This is a genomic window from Staphylococcus sp. MSU001 (assembly GCF_052976705.1).
The window spans coordinates 227,894-249,302 of the sequence record NZ_JBRIKK010000001.1 but is presented as its reverse complement, the minus strand read 5'-3'; the positions used below and the strand labels follow the sequence as shown (position 1 = coordinate 249,302).

Annotated in this window: 21 protein-coding genes; 14 read left to right on the top strand and 7 right to left on the bottom strand. The window is 30.4% G+C overall.

The genetic code is table 11. From position 1 onward, the window contains the following. Positions 1–40: 40 nt before the first annotated feature. A complete protein-coding gene (gene msrA / locus ACVBFA_RS01095) occupies positions 41–556 on the bottom strand; it encodes a peptide-methionine (S)-S-oxide reductase MsrA (RefSeq protein ID WP_126122598.1) in 516 nt (171 codons plus the stop codon). A gap of 135 nt (positions 557–691) precedes the next feature. Here msrA and ACVBFA_RS01090 point away from each other — a divergent pair, with 135 nt between their 5' ends. Next, entirely contained in the window at positions 692–1,681 is a 990-nt protein-coding gene (locus tag ACVBFA_RS01090) for an LCP family protein (protein ID WP_002457490.1), read from the top strand. A 62-nt stretch (positions 1,682–1,743) separates the two neighbouring features. Here the strand turns inward: ACVBFA_RS01090 and ACVBFA_RS01085 are convergent, their stop codons facing one another. Further along, positions 1,744–1,929, bottom strand: a complete 186-nt coding sequence (locus ACVBFA_RS01085) for a 2-hydroxymuconate tautomerase (RefSeq protein ID WP_001831035.1) — start codon at positions 1,927–1,929, stop codon at positions 1,744–1,746. 143 nt (positions 1,930–2,072) lie between these two features. Here ACVBFA_RS01085 and ACVBFA_RS01080 point away from each other — a divergent pair, with 143 nt between their 5' ends. Next, complete coding sequence (locus ACVBFA_RS01080; protein WP_002446378.1) at positions 2,073–3,335, top strand: Y-family DNA polymerase; 1,263 nt, start codon at positions 2,073–2,075, stop codon at positions 3,333–3,335. A 73-nt stretch (positions 3,336–3,408) separates the two neighbouring features. Here the strand turns inward: ACVBFA_RS01080 and ACVBFA_RS01075 are convergent, their stop codons facing one another. Then, the gene (locus ACVBFA_RS01075) at positions 3,409–4,497 is read right to left on the bottom strand and encodes a prephenate dehydrogenase (protein ID WP_002446379.1); all 1,089 of its coding nucleotides are present in this window, start codon (positions 4,495–4,497) and stop codon (positions 3,409–3,411) included. 660 nt (positions 4,498–5,157) lie between these two features. On the opposite strand from ACVBFA_RS01075, the gene ACVBFA_RS01070 reads away from it, so the two are divergent. From ACVBFA_RS01070 to ACVBFA_RS01015, 12 genes are all read left to right on the top strand, one after another. Further along, positions 5,158–6,564, top strand: a complete 1,407-nt coding sequence (locus ACVBFA_RS01070; RefSeq protein WP_002491332.1) for an anthranilate synthase component I — start codon at positions 5,158–5,160, stop codon at positions 6,562–6,564. Then, on the top strand, positions 6,561–7,127 hold the full coding sequence (locus ACVBFA_RS01065) for an anthranilate synthase component II (RefSeq protein WP_002487220.1): 567 nt from the start codon (positions 6,561–6,563) through the stop codon (positions 7,125–7,127). Before ACVBFA_RS01070 ends, ACVBFA_RS01065 begins: the two co-directional genes overlap by 4 nt. Before the next feature lie 2 nt (positions 7,128–7,129). Beyond that, a complete protein-coding gene (gene trpD / locus ACVBFA_RS01060) occupies positions 7,130–8,125 on the top strand; it encodes an anthranilate phosphoribosyltransferase (protein WP_447158757.1) in 996 nt (331 codons plus the stop codon). A 3-nt stretch (positions 8,126–8,128) separates the two neighbouring features. Beyond that, positions 8,129–8,917, top strand: coding sequence for an indole-3-glycerol phosphate synthase TrpC (gene trpC / locus ACVBFA_RS01055; RefSeq protein WP_142556354.1), 789 nt, complete (start codon positions 8,129–8,131; stop codon positions 8,915–8,917). Continuing rightward, positions 8,907–9,530: a phosphoribosylanthranilate isomerase gene (locus ACVBFA_RS01050; RefSeq protein ID WP_046044549.1), complete on the top strand. Its 624-nt coding sequence runs from the start codon at positions 8,907–8,909 to the stop codon at positions 9,528–9,530. The genes trpC and ACVBFA_RS01050 overlap by 11 nt, the downstream gene beginning before the upstream one ends. Positions 9,531–9,533: 3 nt before the next feature. Next, the gene (trpB, locus tag ACVBFA_RS01045; protein ID WP_126122595.1) at positions 9,534–10,769 is read left to right on the top strand and encodes a tryptophan synthase subunit beta; all 1,236 of its coding nucleotides are present in this window, start codon (positions 9,534–9,536) and stop codon (positions 10,767–10,769) included. Next, on the top strand, positions 10,735–11,466 hold the full coding sequence (gene trpA / locus ACVBFA_RS01040; RefSeq protein WP_002446386.1) for a tryptophan synthase subunit alpha: 732 nt from the start codon (positions 10,735–10,737) through the stop codon (positions 11,464–11,466). Before trpB ends, trpA begins: the two co-directional genes overlap by 35 nt. Before the next feature lie 190 nt (positions 11,467–11,656). Then, a complete protein-coding gene (locus tag ACVBFA_RS01035; protein ID WP_002446387.1) occupies positions 11,657–12,316 on the top strand; it encodes a type 1 glutamine amidotransferase domain-containing protein in 660 nt (219 codons plus the stop codon). Positions 12,317–12,588: 272 nt separating this feature from the next. Further along, on the top strand, positions 12,589–13,842 hold the full coding sequence (locus tag ACVBFA_RS01030; RefSeq protein WP_002490500.1) for an aminoacyltransferase: 1,254 nt from the start codon (positions 12,589–12,591) through the stop codon (positions 13,840–13,842). Between the two features lie 25 nt (positions 13,843–13,867). Beyond that, entirely contained in the window at positions 13,868–15,121 is a 1,254-nt protein-coding gene (locus ACVBFA_RS01025) for an aminoacyltransferase (RefSeq protein WP_002475750.1), read from the top strand. A gap of 1,021 nt (positions 15,122–16,142) precedes the next feature. Further along, complete coding sequence (locus ACVBFA_RS01020) at positions 16,143–16,907, top strand: HAD-IIB family hydrolase (RefSeq protein ID WP_002490503.1); 765 nt, start codon at positions 16,143–16,145, stop codon at positions 16,905–16,907. 64 nt (positions 16,908–16,971) lie between these two features. Next, positions 16,972–17,982: a siderophore ABC transporter substrate-binding protein gene (locus tag ACVBFA_RS01015; protein WP_070845945.1), complete on the top strand. Its 1,011-nt coding sequence runs from the start codon at positions 16,972–16,974 to the stop codon at positions 17,980–17,982. Positions 17,983–18,111: 129 nt separating this feature from the next. Here the strand turns inward: ACVBFA_RS01015 and ACVBFA_RS01010 are convergent, their stop codons facing one another. Genes ACVBFA_RS01010 through nikB form a run of 4 tightly spaced genes read right to left on the bottom strand, consistent with a single transcriptional unit; the run spans position 18,112 to position 21,394 of the window. After that, positions 18,112–18,807, bottom strand: a complete 696-nt coding sequence (locus ACVBFA_RS01010) for an ABC transporter ATP-binding protein (protein ID WP_002446392.1) — start codon at positions 18,805–18,807, stop codon at positions 18,112–18,114. Between the two features lie 2 nt (positions 18,808–18,809). After that, positions 18,810–19,586, bottom strand: coding sequence for an ATP-binding cassette domain-containing protein (locus ACVBFA_RS01005; protein ID WP_002487226.1), 777 nt, complete (start codon positions 19,584–19,586; stop codon positions 18,810–18,812). Continuing rightward, positions 19,549–20,403: a nickel transporter permease gene (gene nikC / locus ACVBFA_RS01000; protein ID WP_002487215.1), complete on the bottom strand. Its 855-nt coding sequence runs from the start codon at positions 20,401–20,403 to the stop codon at positions 19,549–19,551. Before nikC ends, ACVBFA_RS01005 begins: the two co-directional genes overlap by 38 nt. Beyond that, a complete protein-coding gene (nikB, locus tag ACVBFA_RS00995; RefSeq protein WP_002499320.1) occupies positions 20,393–21,394 on the bottom strand; it encodes a nickel ABC transporter permease in 1,002 nt (333 codons plus the stop codon). Before nikB ends, nikC begins: the two co-directional genes overlap by 11 nt. Positions 21,395–21,409: the final 15 nt, after the last annotated feature.

Sequence of the window (21,409 nt, the reverse complement as noted above, 5' to 3'; positions counted from 1 at the left end):
GAGTGATATATTCAAAATGAATCATGATCCAATCTATTATTTACATATGATTATCTTTGATATAATTAGCACGGTCTTGTTGTTCTTGTTTATAACGTTCAGGGTTCTTTTTGTAAAAATCTTGATGGTATGCTTCCGCTTCATAAAAAGTTGATGCCGGTAAAATTTTTGTTGCAATTGCTTTATCAGCGTTAAAACTATCTTGGAGTTCACATATATATTGTTCAGCTAACTGTCTTTGATGTTCATTTGAATAGAAAATAGCGGTCTTATATTGAGAACCTCTATCCTGAAATTGACCACCATCATCCAAAGGATCAATAACTGAAAAGAAAATTTCTAATAATTTATGATATGAAAATAGAGCAACATCATACTCAATTTTAACCACTTCATAATGCCCAGTAGATCCAGTTTTTACTTCTTCATAAGAAGGCTTAACTAAGTGTCCTCCCATATATCCCGATGTGACTTTTTCGATACCATCGAATGTATCAAAAGGTTTAGTCATACACCAAAAACAGCCACCAGCAAAGTATGCAGTATTGATATTCATTTATGCCATCCTCTCATTGGACCTTAGTACCATTTATTAAAAAACTCTTGCAATTTGAATACTTTTTCTATAACGTTAATACATATTAATTATAGTATATAGATATGTAATTTTGAAGGTATAAGGTAGGTAAATATGACTGAACAGAAGGATATTAAAGAAACAGAGTATCGACGACAGAAAGGAACAACTTCGACACCTTCTAGGCGAAGAAATAAAAAAAGAATGCGGAAGTTACCTTTTATCATTTTAATCATTCTTATTATTTTAATTTCTATCATTGTGTATATTACCCATCAGTATAACAGTGGTATGAAGTATGCTAAAGAACATGCTAAGGATGTGAAAGTGCATAAATTTAATGGGAATATGAAAAATGATGGGAAGATTTCAGTTCTTGTCCTTGGTGCAGATAAGGCTCAAGGTGGCAAATCACGTACTGACTCGATTATGATTGTTCAATATGATTACGTACATAAAAAAATGAAAATGATGTCTGTCATGAGAGATATTTATGCTGATATTCCTGGTTATGATAAATATAAAATTAATGCCGCATATTCACTTGGAGGCCCAGAATTGTTAAGAAAAACACTTAACAAAAATTTAGGTATTAATCCTGAGTATTACGCTGTAGTAGATTTTACGGGATTTGAAAAAATGATAGATGAACTACAGCCTAATGGTGTCCCAATTGATGTGGAAAAAGACATGTCTGAAAATATAGGTGTGTCTTTGAAAAAAGGACATCATAAGTTAAATGGTAAAGAATTACTTGGTTATGCTAGATTTCGTCATGATCCGGAAGGAGATTTTGGTCGTGTGAGAAGACAGCAACAAGTGATGCAAACATTAAAACAAGAGTTAGTTAATTTCAATACAGTTGCGAAACTACCAAAAGTTGCTGGTATTTTAAGAGGTTATGTTAACACAAACATGCCTAACTCTGCGATTTTTCAAACAGGTATAAGTTTTGGAATTCGTGGAGATAAAGATGTGCAATCTTTGACAGTTCCTATTAAAGGAAGCTACCAAGATATTAATACAAATAATGACGGTAGTGCGCTTCAAATAGACTCTGAGAAAAATAAGCAAGCAATCAAAAATTTCTTTGAAGATAATTAAAAAATGAATCCCTGAAAGTAAGACAATTAATAATAATTGTTTTACTTTCAGGGATTTTATGTTTACTGATCAGATTTTCTTACGCCACCGACAGCATAATGATCTTTTCTCATTTCTTCAATGACCACGTGAATCGCTTCTTTATTTGCACCTGTAGTTTTTTCTACAGCATGAGTGACTTCCGTAACTAAATCCTTAAGTTGTTCATCAGAACGGCCTTCTAATAATTTCACATTAATGATTGGCATAATCAACATTCTCCTTTGCTATATAACATTGGCTCTTTTAGTATAGCATGAAAATGAGAAGAATGAATAAGAACAAATGTTCTTATTATCATTGAAATAGAACAAGTGTTCCTATATAATGATTTTGTAAGGGAGGATCAGTTATGTATGATTACAATTTATTAGAAGATAGGGATGTACTCTGCATAGACCAAAAAAGTTTTTTTGCAAGTGTATCATGTATGGAAAAAGGATTGGACCCATTAACAACTAAGCTAGCAGTTGTAGCAGATACGAAAAGGCAAGGTTCGGTTGTTCTAGCAGCAACTCCAAAGTTAAAAGAATTAGGTATTAAAACGGGATCAAGACTTTTTGAGATACCGCATCGTAATGACATTTATATTATTAATCCAAGTATGAGAAAGTATTTAAATGTATCTGTTGCAATTTCAAAGATTGCACTGCGGTACGTTCCACCTGAAGATTTACATCAGTATAGTATTGATGAATTTTTCATGGATGTAACGGATAGTTACCATAGATTTAATTCAACAGTTTTTGCTTTTTGTAAAAGATTTCAAAATGAAATATTAGAAGAAACAGGTATTCACTGTACCATTGGAATAGGCTCGAATATGCTATTGAGCAAGGTTGCAATGGATATTGAAGCTAAGCATACGGAAAACGGTATAGCTGAATGGCGTTATCAAGATGTACCTGAAAAATTATGGCCAATTCAACCACTTAGAGATTTTTGGGGGATTAATAAGCGTACAGAAAAGAAATTGAATAAAAGAGGAATATTTACAATAGGAGATTTAGCAAAGTATCCATATCATTATTTAAAAAGAGATTTTGGAGTTTTAGGTATAGATATGCATCTACATGCAAACGGTATTGATCAAAGTAAAGTAAGAGAAAAATATAAAGTAACAAATCCTTCAATATGTAAAAGTCAGATTTTAATGCGAGACTATCAATTTGAAGAATCCAAAGTTGTCATGCAAGAATTGATAGAAGATGTAGCAAGTCGTTTAAGAGCAGAAAAGAAGCTTGCGCGAACAATTCATTTTTCTTTTGGTTATGCAGAAGGTGGCGGCATACATAAGCAATACACCTTGGAGGATCCTACAAATTTAGAAAGAGATATATTCAAAGTCATTAATTATTTTGCAAATCGTCTGTGTGACAAAAAAGCATTGTATAGAACGTTAAGTGTATCATTAACTCAGTTTATTAAAGAAAGCGATCGACAACTTAACTTATTCATTGATGAATATGAACGTAAGAAAGATGAAAAACTTGCTAAAACCATTGATCACTTACATTTAAAATATGGAAAAGGAATTGTGTCAAAAGCGACTTCATACACCGAAGCTGGTACAAAGCATGGTCGATTAGGACTAATGGCTGGTCATAAAATGTAGATATACAAAGAGAGTTCCCCCTCGTCATGCAACATATAGAAGCGAAAAGATAACGACTGGAAGGGGGATTTATTTAATAATAAGTATCAAAATTTGCGAGGGCTTTTATAGCATTCTCTCGATCTTCGGGATTTTTAAAACTGATTTGTAAAGCACCATAAATATCTTCACGTACTTCTAAAATCTTCAAGTTTATAATAGAAATATTATGTGAACTTATGATGTTTGTAATTTGACTTATCATACCCGGTTTATCAGGGATATCAACATAAAGATCATACGCAGTAGATATTGCACCGTGTTGTTTAACAGGAAGTTGATCACGATAATCTTTAGCTTTAACGAAGAAATCGTAAATACTATTACTATTTTGTTCTTGTATCAAATGTTCAATACCAGTAATTTGTTCCTTAATCTCGTTAAGTAAAGATAAAATATGATTTGGATTATTTAAAGTGATGTCCTTCCACATCTGAGCATTACTACTTGCTATACGAGTTATATCTCTAAAGCCACCGGCTGCTAATTTTTCGATTAAAGAATGGTCTTTGACATGATTAGCACTTAGATGAACTAAAATTGAAGCGATGATATGTGGAACATGACTCACTATACCGGTTACGAAATCATGTTCATTTGCATGGGTAACGATAAATTTTGCTAAAGTAGGTTTAAGTAATTTTTTTAAATATGTCGCGGATTCATTGTTTTCCATTTCATTAAATACAAGAATGTAATAAGCATTTTCAAATAAATGTTTTTTCGCGTTTAAAACACCAGATTTATGACTTCCTGCCATAGGATGACCACTAATTAAATGAATATCATGTTTTAATAATTCTTTTTCAAATGATTGTATAGTAAGTTTGGTACTACCTGTGTCTGTTACAATCAAATGAGTTTTTGTATTGTAATTTGTAAGTTCAGATAGATACTTAATTGTTTGCTCAACAGGAGTGGCAAAGATGATTATATCTGCTATCTCAACAGCAGCAGCATAATCATTAACTTTTTGATCAATAATACCTATAGAAAGGGCTTTATCAAGTTGTGTGTAGTCTGAATCGTATGCAAGAATATTGAAATTACTGTAATGATATTTTAAATTACTCGCCAAGCTACCGCCAATAAGGCCTAACCCTACAAATAAAATATTTCGCATAGAGCGCCTCCTTGTTTCAGAATTTTCAGAATAACAATATTGTATATGAGTCATTTCAAGTATTCAATAACAAATATAACTTATGTATGATTTTAAGTTATTAAATAAAGAAGAATTTATAGTTTAATTTCAGTACGTTTTTGTATAGGACATAAAGATAAACTCAACAAATTTTTCAATTTAATTTTAAAGTCAGTTGACAAATTAGAGAAAGATAGGTATTATACTAAATAATTAGAAAAATCAGATAATTTGATTGATAGAGTAATCATTATATTTTGTAGCAAGCAGAAAGCTAATGGTAGATGTAAATTAGCACATGATAATAGATGAAATGGGCTTTCAAATTTTAACTTAATCATTAAAGTGAACATATTTGTTAACTAAGGTGGCACCACGGTAACGCGTCCTTATAGAATGATAGCGTTATTGTGGTTTTTTTGAAGCAAAATGAAGTATCTAAAGTTGAGGTAGCACCAGAAAGTTAGTGGTAGATGAGAACTAACACCGTCTTTAGTGAAATTGGGTTTTGTGGAACAACTTAAAATAAATTGAACAAGTGAGCTATGAATATATTATATTCTGCTAATAAAGGTGGTACCGCGCGTCAGCGTCCTTATAACGAAGGAGGCTGATTTTTTTGGGAAAAGGAGGAAATCAATGGATATTGTATACAAAAAAGTGAATGCTCAAATTACGCCAGAGGCTTTAGCAAAATTAAAACAAAAAAAGATTATTTTTGAAAGTACCAATCAACAGCAACTTAAAGGTAGGTACTCGATAGTAGTATTCGATCATTATGGCAAAATTACATTAGATAATTCTGAACTTTTAATTAAGCTAGACAACCATTGTGAAATAGTTAAGAATCAACCGTATCAACGACTTAAGGAATTAGTAGATAAATATTATTTTGAAATAAAAGATAAATATTTAAAAGATTTGCCTTTTATTTCCGGCTTTATAGGGACATGTAGCTTTGATTTAGTACGACATGAATTTAAAAAATTACAAGATATTAAATTAGAAGATCATCAAACTCATGATGTCCAATTTTATCTAGTGGAAGATGTATTTGTTTTTGATCATTATAAAGATGAATTATATATTATCGCAAGTAACTTATTTTCTGATAGAACAAAAGAAAGATTAAAGGAATCTATTGAACGAAAAATTGAAGACTTAAAAAAGATACATTTTTCGGTTGAGGATATAAAATATAAATCCATCCCTCGACATATAACCACCAATATATCAGAGCAACAGTTTGTTCAAACTATAAGAAGACTAAAAAAGAAAATTACTGAAGGAGATATGTTTCAAGTAGTTCCTTCAAGAATTTATAGTTATAAACACCATTTTCAACATAATTTACATCAATTAACTTTTCAGTTATATCAAAATTTAAAGAGACAAAATCCTAGTCCATATATGTATTACATTAATAAAGATATGCCGATTGTAATAGGAAGTTCTCCTGAAAGTTTTGTAAAGGTGAAAAATGGAAAAGTTTATACGAATCCTATAGCTGGAACAATTAAAAGAGGTCAAAATAAAATAGAAGATGAAAATAATGAAAAGACATTAATGAAAGATGAAAAGGAATTGAGTGAACATCGTATGCTCGTAGATTTAGGAAGGAATGACATTCATCGAATAAGTAAAACAGGCACTTCACAAATTACAAAACTAATGACAATAGAACGTTATGAACATGTCATGCATATCGTTAGTGAAGTCACTGGAGAATTAAAACCAAATCTATCTCCTATGAGCGTCATCGCAAGTTTACTACCAACAGGTACTGTCTCAGGTGCACCTAAACTTAGAGCTATACAGAGAATATACGAATCTTATCCATATAAAAGAGGTATCTATAGCGGTGGTGTTGGGTATATCAACTGTAATCATCATTTAGATTTTGCATTGGCTATACGCACCATGATTATCGATGAGGAAACCGTCAGTGTCGAGGCAGGATGTGGAGTAGTATATGATTCTATTCCAGAGAAAGAACTTGAAGAAACAAAACTTAAAGCTAAAAGTTTATTGGAGGTAACTCCATGATATTAATAATAGATAACTATGATTCTTTTACCTATAATCTTGTAGATATTGTAGAAAAACATTGTGAAACGATTGTTAAATATCCCGACGATCCAAATATATGTAATCTAAAAGGTATTACAGCAGTCATTATCTCACCAGGACCTGGACATCCATTAGACAATCAATTATTAATTAAATTAATTGAAAATTTCGAAAATTTACCCATTTTAGGTGTTTGCTTAGGTGCACAAGCGCTCACTTGTTATTACGGTGGCGATGTCATACAAGGTAGTTGTGTCAAACATGGAAAAGTAGATACTTTAACTATGGTTAATCGGTCCCCTCTATACAAAGGAATTAAGTCAAGTTTCAAAGTTATGCGTTATCATTCATTAATTAGTGATCCATGCTCATTTCCAGAAAGTTTATTAATCACTGGCCAAACATATGATTGTATACAATCTTTCCAACACAAAAATAGAAAGCATTATGGCATACAGTTTCATCCAGAGTCCTTCGCTACAGAAAATGGGAAACAAATCATTATTAATTTTATCAATATAGCAACGAGAGGAAGTTGAAAATGCCCCTTCTTGAGAAAATTAAACAAAATAAATCCTTATCTAAAAAAGATATGCAATCATTTATTATTACACTATTTGATTCAAATATTGAAACCAATGTAAAGGTAGAATTATTGAAAGCTTATACAAACAAAGACATGGGTCAATATGAGCTAACGTATTTAGTTGAATACTTTATTCAGACAAACTATCCAGACCAACCATTTTATAATAAAGCTATGTGTGTATGTGGCACAGGTGGAGATCAATCAAATAGCTTTAATATTTCTACAACTGTAGCTTTTGTTGTAGCAAGTACAGGAGTGCCAGTAATTAAACACGGAAACAAAAGTATTACTTCACATTCAGGAAGTACAGATGTACTACATGAAATGAATATAAAAACAAACAAAATGTATGAAGTAGAGCAACAATTAAATTCGAAAGGATTAGCATTCATAAGTGCAACGGATTCTTATCCAATGATGAAAAAACTTCAATCAATTAGAAAATCGATTGCAACACCTACAATTTTTAACTTGATTGGACCATTAATTAATCCTTTCAAATTAACTTATCAAGTGATGGGTGTATATGAAGCTTCACAACTTGAAAATATAGCACAAACATTAAAAGATTTAGGTAGAAAACGAGCAATTTTAATTCATGGTGCAAATGGTATGGATGAAGCCACGCTCTCTGGTGAAAATATCATTTATGAAATCAACAGCGAAAGCGCATTAAAAAAATATAGTTTAAAAGCAGATGAAGTTGGTTTAGCTTATGCAAAGAATGACACGTTGATAGGTGGTTCACCTCAAAAAAATAAACAAATTGCATTGAATATTCTAAGTGGCAACGATCAATCGAGTAAACGAGATGTAGTTTTGTTAAATGCTGGAATTGCTTTATATGTTGCTGAGCAAGTGGAAAGTATCAAACATGGCGTAGAGCGAGCGAAATATCTCATTGATACAGGTATGGCAATGAAACAATATTTGAAAATGGGGTGTTAAGTAATGACTATTTTAAATGAAATTATAGAGTATAAAAAAACCTTGCTTGAGCGTAAATACTATGATAAAAAACTTGAAACTTTACAAGATAACGGAAATGTTAAGAGGAGAAAGCTGATTGATTCACTTAACAATGATAAAAGATTATCAGTTATTGCTGAAATAAAATCGAAAAGCCCATCTGTACCTCAATTACCGCAACGTGATCTTGTTCAACAAGTTAAAGATTATCAAAAATATGGTGCTAATGCTATTTCAATATTAACTGATGAAAAATACTTTGGCGGTAGTTTTGAACGATTAAATCAGTTATCAAAGATAACATCGTTACCAGTTTTATGTAAAGATTTTATTGTTGACAAAATTCAAATAGATGTTGCAAAACGAGCTGGTGCATCTATTATTTTATTAATAGTAAATATTTTAAGTGATGATCAATTAAAAGAATTGTATTCATATGCGACAAACCATAATTTAGAAGTTCTAGTAGAAGTTCATACAATTAGTGAACTTGAACGTGCACACCAAATTAACCCTAAAATTATTGGTGTTAATAATCGTGATTTAAAGCGATTTGAAACCGATGTTCTACATACAAATAAATTACTAAAGTTTAAAAAGTCTAATTGCCGCTACATTTCAGAGAGTGGTTTTCATACAAAAGAAGATGTTGAGAAAATAGTAGATTCAAGTATTGACGGTTTACTTGTAGGGGAGGCATTAATGAAAACAAATGACTTAAGTCAGTTTTTGCCTAGTTTAAAGTTAAAGAAGAATCTCTATGATAGTTAAATTTTGTGGTTTTAAAACCGAAAGTGATATTAAGAAAATTAGAAAATTAGAAGTTGATGCAGTAGGGTTTATACATTATCCCGATAGTAAGAGACATGTCTCACTGAAACAATTAAAATATTTGGCTAAAATAGTGCCAGATCATATAGAGAAAGTAGTAGTTGTCGTAAATCCTCAAATGTCTACCATAAAGAGAATAATTAATCAAACTGATATTAACACAATCCAATTACATGGAAATGAGAGCATTGAATTAATTAGAAATATTAGGAAACTTAATTCAAAAATAAGAATCATAAAAGCAATTCCAGCAACAAGAAATTTAAATAATAACATACAAAAGTATAAAGATGAGATAGACATGTTTATTATAGATACACCATCAATCACATACGGTGGTACAGGTCAAAGTTTTGACTGGAAATTATTAAAAAAAGTAAAAGATGTTGATTTTCTCATTGCGGGTGGTTTGGATTTTGAAAAGATAAAACGATTAGAAAAATATTCATTTGGACAACGTGGTTATGACATCTCAACGGGCATTGAATCACATAATGAAAAAGATTTTAATAAGATGACTCAAATATTAAAATTTTTGAAAGGAGACGTATAATTAATGAAAATTCAAACAGAAGTAGATGAATTAGGCTTTTTCGGTGAATATGGTGGCCAATATGTACCTGAAACATTGATGCCAGCTATTATTGAACTAAAAAAAGCATATGAAGACGCGAAGTTAGATACTCACTTTAAGGAAGAATTTAATTATTATTTAAGTGAATATGTTGGTAGAGAAACGCCTTTAACATTTTCTGAATCATACACAAAATTGTTAGGAGGTGCCAAGATATATCTTAAAAGAGAAGACTTAAATCACACTGGTGCTCATAAAATTAATAACGCGATAGGACAGGCACTATTAGCTAAAAGGATGGGGAAAACTAAATTAGTAGCCGAAACAGGTGCTGGTCAACATGGTGTAGCAAGTGCCACCATCGCTGCTTTATTCGATATGGACCTTATTGTTTTCATGGGAAGTGAAGATATCAAGCGTCAACAACTTAACGTATTTAGAATGGAATTGCTAGGGGCTAAAGTAGTGTCTGTGTCAGATGGGCAAGGAACATTATCAGATGCAGTAAATAAAGCTTTACAATATTGGGTGAATCATGTTGAAGATACACATTATTTGTTAGGCTCAGCGTTGGGACCTGATCCGTTTCCAACAATGGTCAGAGATTTTCAGAGTGTGATTGGTAATGAAATTAAAAGCCAAATTTTAAGTAAAGAAGGACGACTTCCAGATGCGTTAGTCGCGTGTGTGGGTGGAGGATCCAATTCAATAGGTACGTTCTATCCATTTATACAAGATGACGTTAAATTATATGGGGTAGAAGCTGCAGGAAAAGGAAGTCATACGCATAATCATGCCTTAGCCATAGGGAAAGGTAAACCAGGTGTATTACATGGTTCTAGAATGTACCTTATTCAAAATGATGATGGACAAATTGAATTGGCACACTCAATATCAGCAGGACTTGATTATCCAGGTATTGGACCTGAACATTCGTATTATAATGATATTGGTCGTGTATCATATGTAAGTGCTACAGATAATGAAGCTATGGAAGCACTTATAACGTTCTCAAAAGTTGAAGGTATCATTCCAGCAATTGAAAGTGCACATGCATTGAGTTACGTTGAAAAGTTAGCGCCAAATATGGATGAAAATGAAATTATTGTTGTGACTATTTCAGGACGTGGAGATAAAGATATGGAAACAATTAAACAATACAAAGAAAACGGTGGTGAACAAAATGAGCAAATTATTCATTCCGTATATTATGGGTGATTTAAATTTTATTCATCATTTAAAAACATTAACTGAGAATGGAGCAGACATTGTTGAAATTGGTGTGCCATTTTCTGATCCAGTTGCAGATGGACCTATAATTATGAAGGCAGGACGCAAGGCTATTGATGAGGGTTCAAACATTAATTTCATTTTTGATGAATTAATAAAAAATAAAAATACTATTTCATCTAAGTATGTACTGATGACTTATTATAATATTCTAAGTGCTTATGGAGAAAAATTATTTTTGGATAAGTGTGATGAAGCTGGTGTTTATGGTTTAATTATCCCAGATTTACCTTACGAACTTACAAAAAAGTTTAAAAAAGAATTTTATCATCATTCTGTTAAAATAATATCGTTAATTGCTATGACCGCAAGTGATGCTAGGATTATGCAAATTGCAAAGAATTCAGAAGGATTTATTTACACGGTAACAATGAATGCCACAACAGGTAATAGTGGGGAGTTCCATCCAGATTTAAAGAGAAAAATTGAATATATAAAAAAAGTTTCAAAAATTCCTGTGGTTGCTGGATTTGGTATCAAAAATCCTGAACATGTTAAAGATATAGCGTCCGTTGCAGATGGTATTGTAATTGGTAGTGAAATTGTAAAACGTATTGAAATAGATTCAAGAAAAGAATTTATCACTTATATCAAATCAATCAGAACTGCGTTGAATTCTTTTTAAGAATATATATAAAGTTAAATCAAAGTTAAGAAAACAGATGAAAAATATACATAGCAAAAACAATGATTACTCTATGAATTAACTATTATGCTAATAGTAACTTCAAAAAATTAAATGATCCTAATTGAATAATCTACTACTAATGTGGGTAAATATTAATTACAATTAATTTGAAGAGGTGTATATATTCATGAGTAAAAAAGTTTTATTTGTTTTAACAAGTACAAGTCAATTTACAGATGGTACAGAAACTGGATTATGGTTAGAAGAAGCAGGAGCACCATATAATATATTGACTGAAGAAGGTATCAATGTTGATGTTATATCTATTAAAGGTGGAAAAGTAAATCTTGATCCAAATTCTGTTTCTAATGAATCACTTAATCAGTATGCTAAATTCGTGTCACACTTAAACGATACACCTAGTATCGAAAATGTAAATGCAGATGAGTATGACGCTATTTATCTACCAGGTGGACATGGTACTGTATACGATTTTGCCAATAATGAGAAATTAGCTGATATTTTACTTCAATTTAAAAATAGTAATAAAGTCATCTCTTCAGTATGTCATGGACCTAGTGCGTTTGTAGGTGTAAAAGATGCAAATAATGACTATCTAGTAGATGGTGTCAAAATAACTTCATTTACTGATAGTGAAGAAAAAGCAATGGGATTTGAAAATAAAGTGCCATTTTTAACTCAATCTAAATTAGAAGAGCAAGGTGCAAATTTTGTAGTGAAAGATGACTTTACATCTCACGTAGAAAAAGATGGGCAATTTATCACTGGACAAAATCCCCAATCAAGTGAAGAAATTGGTAAAGCACTTGCAAATGAATTAAAATAATAGTAAATAATTAGTGATATGGGCGACATTACTGTTTAGCCCATATTATTTTATACATAAACAGAATAAACGAGATTTAACTTTTAATTTTACATATAAGTTTTGCAGGATAATATTTTAGTTTTCACTACAACTATTGTATACTTGTTTAGATTAGAAATATAAATAGTATTAAATGAACCGAATGTTAAATATAAAAGGTGAAGTAAAACGACCTATTTTTCTAAAAATAAAAAGAAATAGATATAAAGATATAAATGGGAGTTATGAAGATGAAGTTTACGAATTTGACAGCTAAAGAATTTAGTGACTTTACTGATCGTATGACATATAGCCATTTTACACAAATGGAAGGTAATTACGAATTAAAGGTTGCTGAAGGTACCGAGTCACATTTAGTTGGAATTAAAAATAATGATAACGAAGTGATTGCAGCTTGTTTATTAACAGCTGTTCCTGTAATGAAAATATTTAAATATTTCTATTCCAATCGCGGTCCAGTAATAGATTATAATAATAAAGAGCTTGTACATTTTTTCTTTAATGAATTGAGTAAATATGTAAAAAAATATAATTGTTTATATTTAAGAGTTGACCCATACCTTCCATATCAATATTTAAATCATGAGGGAGAAATAACTGGAAATGCAGGTCATGATTGGATTTTTGATGAATTAGAGAGTTTAGGATATAAACACGAAGGATTCCACAAAGGATTTGATCCTGTATTACAAATCCGATATCATTCTGTTCTAAATTTAGCAAACAAAAGTGCTAATGATGTTTTAAAAAACATGGATGGTTTAAGAAAGCGTAATACTAAAAAAGTTAAGAAAAATGGAGTTAAAGTCCGCTTTTTATCTGAAGAAGAATTACCTATATTTAGGTCATTTATGGAGGATACCTCTGAAACTAAAGATTTTGCAGATAGAGATGATAGTTTTTATTACAACAGATTCAAACACTATAAAGACCGTGTTTTAGTACCACTAGCCTATATTAACTTTGATGAGTACATAGAGGAACTAAATAATGAAAGAAATGTGCTTAATAAAGATTATAATAAAGCTTTAAAAGACATTGAGAAGCGTCCAGAGAATAAAAAAGCACATAACAAAAAAGAAAATTTAGAACAACAACTTGATGCAAACCAGCAAAAAATTAATGAAGCCGAAAACTTAAAACAAGAACATGGCAATGAATTACCCATCTCTGCTGGCTTCTTTATAATCAATCCGTTTGAAGTAGTTTACTACGCTGGTGGAACTTCAAATCGTTACCGCCATTTTGCAGGGAGCTATGCGGTTCAATGGAAGATGATTAACTATGCAATTGAACATGGTATTGATCGGTATAATTTCTATGGTATTAGTGGTGACTTTAGTGAAGATGCCGAAGATGCTGGCGTAGTTAAGTTTAAAAAGGGCTATGATGCCGATGTTATAGAATACGTTGGTGACTTTATTAAACCTATTAATAAACCAATGTATAACATTTATAGAACACTTAAAAAACTAAAGAAATAGATTTTAAGAAGGGAATTATCTAATTATGAAATTTACAGAGTTAACAGTTAAAGAATTTGAAAACTTTGTACAAAATCCATCATTAGAAAGTCATTATTTCCAAGTGAAGGAAAATATTGCTACACGTGAATCAGATGGGTTTCAAGTAGTGTTATTAGGTGTAAAAGACGACGACAATAGAGTGATAGCAGCTAGCCTGTTTTCTAAAATCCCTACAATGGGCAGTTATGTGTATTATTCCAATAGAGGCCCTGTAATGGACTATTCAGATTTAGGTTTAGTGGATTTTTATTTAAAAGAGCTTGATAAATATTTACATCAACATCAATGCTTATATGTAAAATTAGATCCTTACTGGTTGTATCAAGTTTATGATAAGGATATTAATCCTTTAACAGAAAAAAATGATGCTTTAGTAAATCTATTTAAATCACATGGTTATGATCATCATGGATTTACAACCCAATATGATTCTTCCAGCCAAGTTAGATGGATGGGGGTATTAGATTTAGAAGGCAAAACTCCTGCATCTCTAAGGAAAGAGTTTGATAGTCAAAGAAAACGAAATATTAATAAAGCGATAAACTACGGTGTGAAAGTTAGATTTCTTAGTAAGGATGAATTTGATTTATTCTTAGACTTATACCGAGAGACTGAAGCTAGAACTGGATTTGCTTCTAAAACTGACGATTATTTCTATAACTTTATAGAGCATTATGGCGATAAAGTATTAGTTCCTTTAGCTTACATAGATTTAAGTGAATATATACAACATTTGCAAGAATCACTAAATGATAAAGAAAATCGACGTGATGATATGATGGCGAAAGAAAATAAAACAGATAAACAGTTAAAGAAAATCGCTGAGTTAGATAAACAAATTGATCACGATAAAAAAGAATTACTTCAAGCTAGTGAATTACGTCAAACAGATGGCGAAATTTTAAATTTAGCGTCAGGAGTATACTTTGCTAATGCATATGAAGTGAACTATTTCTCTGGAGGGTCCTCAGAAAAATATAATCAATATATGGGACCATATGCAATGCATTGGCACATGATTAATTATTGTTTTGATAACGGCTATGACAGATACAATTTCTATGGCTTATCAGGTGATTTTACTGAAAACAGTGAAGACTATGGTGTTTATCGCTTTAAGAGAGGTTTTAATGTTAAGATTGAGGAATTAATCGGTGATTTCTATAAACCAATCAATAAAGTGAAATATTGGTTATTCAATACATTAGACCGCATACGTAATAAATTGAAAAAGTAAAAATAAATGATACAAGAAGATGACGAGCAGATTGAGATATCCAATCTGCTCGTTTAGCTTTAGAGAAGGGTTATGTACTCTAAAGCACTCGGCGTAGGATGTTTAAGTCTAGGATGTAAATTCGTGTTGTTCCCTACATATTTAATCATAGCATATTATTCGAACTATACAATAATACTCACCAATATATTTTTTATATTCAAATTATAAGTTTGTAATACTAAATTATTTTAAATGTAGTTCTATTAGTAGAAAGAGAAGAATATAAAAATGTTATGTAAACTAAAGCTATAATTATACTACTATTTAATAATAATATTTATAATTCCCTTATATTATAATTTGTAGTTGTGAATTTGGGTGTTGTAACAAAAGATTTTTGGTGATTTACCTATATATAAAAATGAATATTCATGATTATAGCAAGTATATTGCTAAGTAGTTGTAACGTATATAATTTATTATCATACTACTTAATTGCATTCAAACGTGATAAATTAACAACGTAATGCAATTGTGTATTACGTTGTTAATTATTACTGATGTTATTTAAGGAACATTTCTTGTAAATGCAAAGAAATAAATATTTAAGTCTTTAATGAATAAATAACTCTTGATTAATACAATAACTTTTAACACATGTAAATACTGCCAAATAAAAATATATATAGTATATATAACAACATAAATGAAGCATATGTTCATCTATATGGCTAAGAATCTTAATTTTTTATTTTAGTTTACATAATATATATTATAGGAAGTTGTGTGTACCACCATAAAAGCCCCTCACTCAATTTATTGGTATATCTAAATGGCATCTATATTTATTATCTATAAAGTTTCCACTTATTTGCTTTTTAGTTGAGATTATTATAGCAATCTATACTTGTTAATCTATAGAGACTAACAAGTTGGAATGCCAAGTTTCAAGTTTATACAATTTAAATCAAAATATTTAAATTTGAGTTCATACTCATATGCTATAATTAAATCATTCTAATTTTTGGAGTGACTAATAATGAATTTTATTTTTGATATTGATGGTACGATTTGTTTTGATGGATGTTCTATTGATCCATCTATTAAGCAAAGACTTTTCAAGCTACGTCAAGCTAATCACAATGTAATGTTTGCTTCAGCACGTCCCATTAGAGACTTGCTTCCAGTCATTCCTGAATTTGCGGATGATACCTTGATTGGTGGTAATGGCTCAATTATATCTAAAAATGGACAAATCGAAATTGTTTCGGTAATCAATGAGCATGATATTAGTCTAATTAAAAAGCTTATAAAGAAATATCAATTATCATACATCATTGATGATAAATTTAATTATGCTTCAAATTTGGATACTAATAATGAACTGTATCAACGTATTGATCCTGATGGTAAAGCACAATCTCTAGATATGGATGAGATTCGAAATCCTATAAAAGCAATTCTATTAAATATAGATAACAAAAATTTTGACATGATTGCTCATCAATTAGTAAGTCAGTCTCACGGTATTGAATTAATTCGTCATTACAGTGAGTCCTATATTGATGTAACGGCACGTGGCGTTGATAAGTATACTACTATTCAATATGTTTTAGGAACTAATAGTGATTATATCGCTTTTGGTAATGATCACAATGATGTTCATATGCTTGAACATGCGAGCCAAGGTTATTTTGTGACTAATCAATTTATAGAACACACATTATTTTTTAAAAATCAAAATATTACAGTTATTGATGATACAATACATGCAATATGTGAAGTTTTAGATAAATATCTATAACTAACAATCTTCTTATTGAAAATGATTATCAATATCGATTATAATCATTGATAGGAGGATTACTATGAAAAAATTATTAACATTAATATCTATTATTATTTATGCAATAGCATTAACAGCATGCGGAAATGATAAATCAGGTAATAGTTATGATTCAAAAAAAACAGTGACTATTAAAAATACATATGAATTTAAGGACAAGAATAATACACATCATCGTGGTGAAACGAAAACTGACACTGTTAAGGTGCCTTATAATCCCCATCGTGTAGCAGTTCTTGATTATGGTGCACTAGATGTAATGAAACAATTAGGATTACAAAATAAGATTGTTTCAATTGCAAAAGGTCAAGGAAATGCATTCTTACCTTCCTCTTTAGCTGAGTTTAAAGATGATAAATATTCTAATTTAGGTAACCCAGGTCGACCAAATTTTGATCAATTAGCTAAATCTAAACCAGAGCTCATTCTAGCATCTTTTAGACAAGCCCATACTAAGACAATTGACGAAATGAAAAAAGCAGCACCTAATGCTAAAATTCTATTCGTAAGTCCAGACAATGATCATTATTTAAGTTCAATAAAATCTCATACATCAACAATTGGTAAAATATTCAATAAAGAGAATGAAGCCAATGATTTAAATAAAAAATTAGAACAACAAGTAACTGAAACTAAGAAAAGTATTAATCATGACTCAGTATTATTCCTAGTTGTTGATGATAAAGGGATAAAAGCATTTAGTTCAAATGGTCGCTTTGGAGGATTTTTAAACAAAGATTTGGGCATTAAACATGTTGATAAAAACATGAAAGATAATTCAGCTGGAAATAATATTAATTATGAATATCTTAACAAAGTTAACCCTGATAAAATATTTGTAATAGATCGAACGAAGAATGGCACTGATAATAAGGAACCAAGCATCTTACAAAATAAAGTTATTGAAAATGTAAAAGCTATAAAAAATCATCAAGTTTATCAATTTGAATCCAATGCATGGTACTTTGGTGAAGGTGGCAATCAATTAACGATTGAACAACTCAAGAGAATTAAAGATGCATTCCAAAAGTAAAATGATTATATAGCGGTAAAATTTACTCAAATGATTAACTAATAACCCCCAAAAGTTAGATTTTAATTCCAACTTTTGGGGGTTATTATGTGAATAAAAATATCTTAATTATTTAAATGACTATATTCATTATTCATACGTTTGAATTAATAGTTTTGTATATGGATGTCTTTGATGGTTAAATAAATCTTTACTTTTAAATTCATCTACTATTTGACCGTCTTTGATAACTATTATCCTATTCGTTAACCTTTGTAAAACAGATAAATCATGCGAGATGACAATTAATGTTTTATTTTCAATGTTTTTTTCATTAAGTAAAATATTGATTACATTTTGTTCGGCCATGACGTCTAAGTTCGAAGTTATTTCATCACAAACTAATATATCTGGTTGTGCTAAGAGAGAACGAATAATATTTAATCTTTGTAGTTGCCCACCACTTACCTCTTGAGGAAACTTTGTTATTAGATCTGTAGACAAATTAAATTCAATTAAATAGTTAAGAATGATATTTTTGATATTTTGTGGTTTTAATTGTCGATAAAATAAAAGTGGCTCTCTCAATGACTGTTCAATCGTGAATTGACGATCAAAACTTTCTGTCGCATGCTGAAAAATAGGAAGAACCTTAGAAGAATTGATAATTATTTTACCTTTTGTTGGCTTTAATTGACCTAATATTAAAGAACCAATGGTACTTTTTCCAGCACCGCTTTCTCCTAAAATCCCTATTTTTTCTCCACGTTGAATACTTATATTAATATCTTTTAAAACAGGCTGTTTTCGATGATACGAATAATCTACATGATCAAATTGAATCATAATTAGATATTATCCTCCTTTTGCAGCTTGCTTCTATAGTTTAATAATTGTTCTGTATACCGATGAAGATGGTGGTGATTAAATAATTTGTCTATTTCTCCGGATTCAATCATCATGCCATTTTTCATTACATTAAAATAATCAGCATATTTGAGGACATGATTCATGTTATGAGTGATGAGTAATACAGTATTATGATGATCTTTAACAATATGTTGAAGGAGTTGCATTATTTGATGACCGTTCACTACATCTAAAGATGCAACAGGTTCATCTGCAATAATTAATTCTGGATCTAACATTAAAACGCTAGCAATATTAACTCGCTCTAATTGTCCCCCTGAAAGTTGGAAACTATATTTATTAATGATTGATTCATCATTTAAGTTAACCCAAGTTAAAGCTTTTTTTATCTTTTTCAATGCATTATCCTTAGAAACATTAAAATGATAACGATAGATAGCTATAAGTTGTTTATCTAACCGAGTATATTCATTAAAACTTTGAGCATAATTTTGAGAGATATAGCCGATATGTTTACCTAAAAGTTGCTTGATACCAGAAGTATTTTGACCTTGCATTTTAAATTCATCGAAACTCATATGTAACTGAGTAGGTAAATGATTTAATATTGCTTTAACAGTCAAACTTTTTCCAGCACCACTTTCACCTATAATGACATTTAGAGATTGATGATATATATTTAAGTCGACATTTTTAATAATTGCTTGCCCTTCTTTATCACTGATGTTTAGATTTTTTATTGTTAAAAGTTTCAACTTGTACACCTCTTTGTTCTAATAAACGATCTCTTACTGCATCACCAGTTAAATTAAATATCAATATTGTACCTGATATCAAAGATGCTGGAGCGATAATCATGATAGGATGTGAAGTAATAAATTCACGCCCTGCTTGTAACATTGCCCCCCACTCTGGAGATGGTGGTTGTGCACCTAAACCTAAAAATGATAATGAACTAATGTATAAAATGATTTTTCCAAAATCAACTATCATAATAACAAATATCGATGGTAAAACTTTTGGTAGTAAGTGTTTAAATAATATATTCAAGGTTGAGACATTAAAAAATTGTGCCATCTGTATATACGATTGATTCATTTCGGTATTAACAATCCCTCTTGTCACACGAGTATAATTCATCCATTTTATGATTGTAATAGCTATTACTAAATTCCAAAGACTAGGATGAAAAAAACTTGCTAAAGCAATCATAATAACGAATTCTGGTATGCTTAATCCTATATCAATAATTCGCATGATAATCGTATCAACCCAACCTTTTTTATAGCCTGCAAGTAACCCTAAAGGTACTCCAACCACAACAGTGAACAGTAAAGTAAGTAGTGTAACAAACAATGTTGCGCGAGAGCCCACGACTAAACGACTGAATAAATCACGTCCGTAATCATCTGTGCCAAGTAAATGATTCATACTTATAGGTTCAAATGAGTTTGACAAATGGACCTGATACGCAGCTTTATCATTGACTATAAATTGTAATACAATAAGACATATAATATAGACCGTAAAAATGATAAATATAGTGTTTTTCTTTGGCGACTTAAACTTCATCGTTACGACCTTCTTTTTTATGTGAATTTAACCATTTAAACTTTAATGTTTCTTTTTGAGTAATAGTATAACGTTGTTTAGGATCGATGAGTAATGAAAGTAAATCTGCAATTGTGTTTATAATCACAACAAAGAAACCAATAAATAATACACAACCTTGAATGACTGGATAATCTCTCGACTTTATACTATCAACTAAAAAATAGCCTAACCCAGGAATATCAAATAAATTTTCAATGACTACTGTGCCACCTATCAAACTCCCAATGGATAAACCTAATAGAGGTATGATTGGCAGTATCGTAGGTTTTAGGATATCTTGAAAAAGTATATATCTTTCGGGCATACCTCTGAGACGAGACGATTCAACTATAGGTGTTTGATATTGATCTAATAAAGTAGAACGAATAAATCGAATATAATAAGCACACATTCCAATACTCATGGTAATTATTGGTAAAATATATGAAGCGAAACGCCCCTCATCTGACGTTGGCAAAACATTCAATTTTAAGCTAAATATATATAATAAAATAAGACCAATAAAAAATGATGGTAGGCTTACGGATAATGATGTCATAACACGAATTATCCTATCCCAAATTTTATGATAGTAAATCGCTGCTATAATCCCTAATGGTATAGAAATAACTAACGACATTATAAGCGTACCAAAAGTAATTATAAGTGTAGGACCAAGATAATTTGCTATTTCTCTGATTACAGGCTCATTTGTTTGATAACTTGTTCCTAAATCAAAATGAAACAATTGATTTAACCAGTGCAACCATTGAATAAAAATAGAATCATTTAAGCCAAGCTTATTCTTTGTTGTTTCTATTTGCTCATGAGATACATGTGAAATATCAAGATGTAATATTTTGTCTACAGGATTACCTGGAGAGAGTTTCATTAATATAAATGTGATTGTAGTTAATATAAATAGTACGACAATCATTTGTGAAAGTTTATAAATTATCATTTTAAACATATATTAGCATCCTTT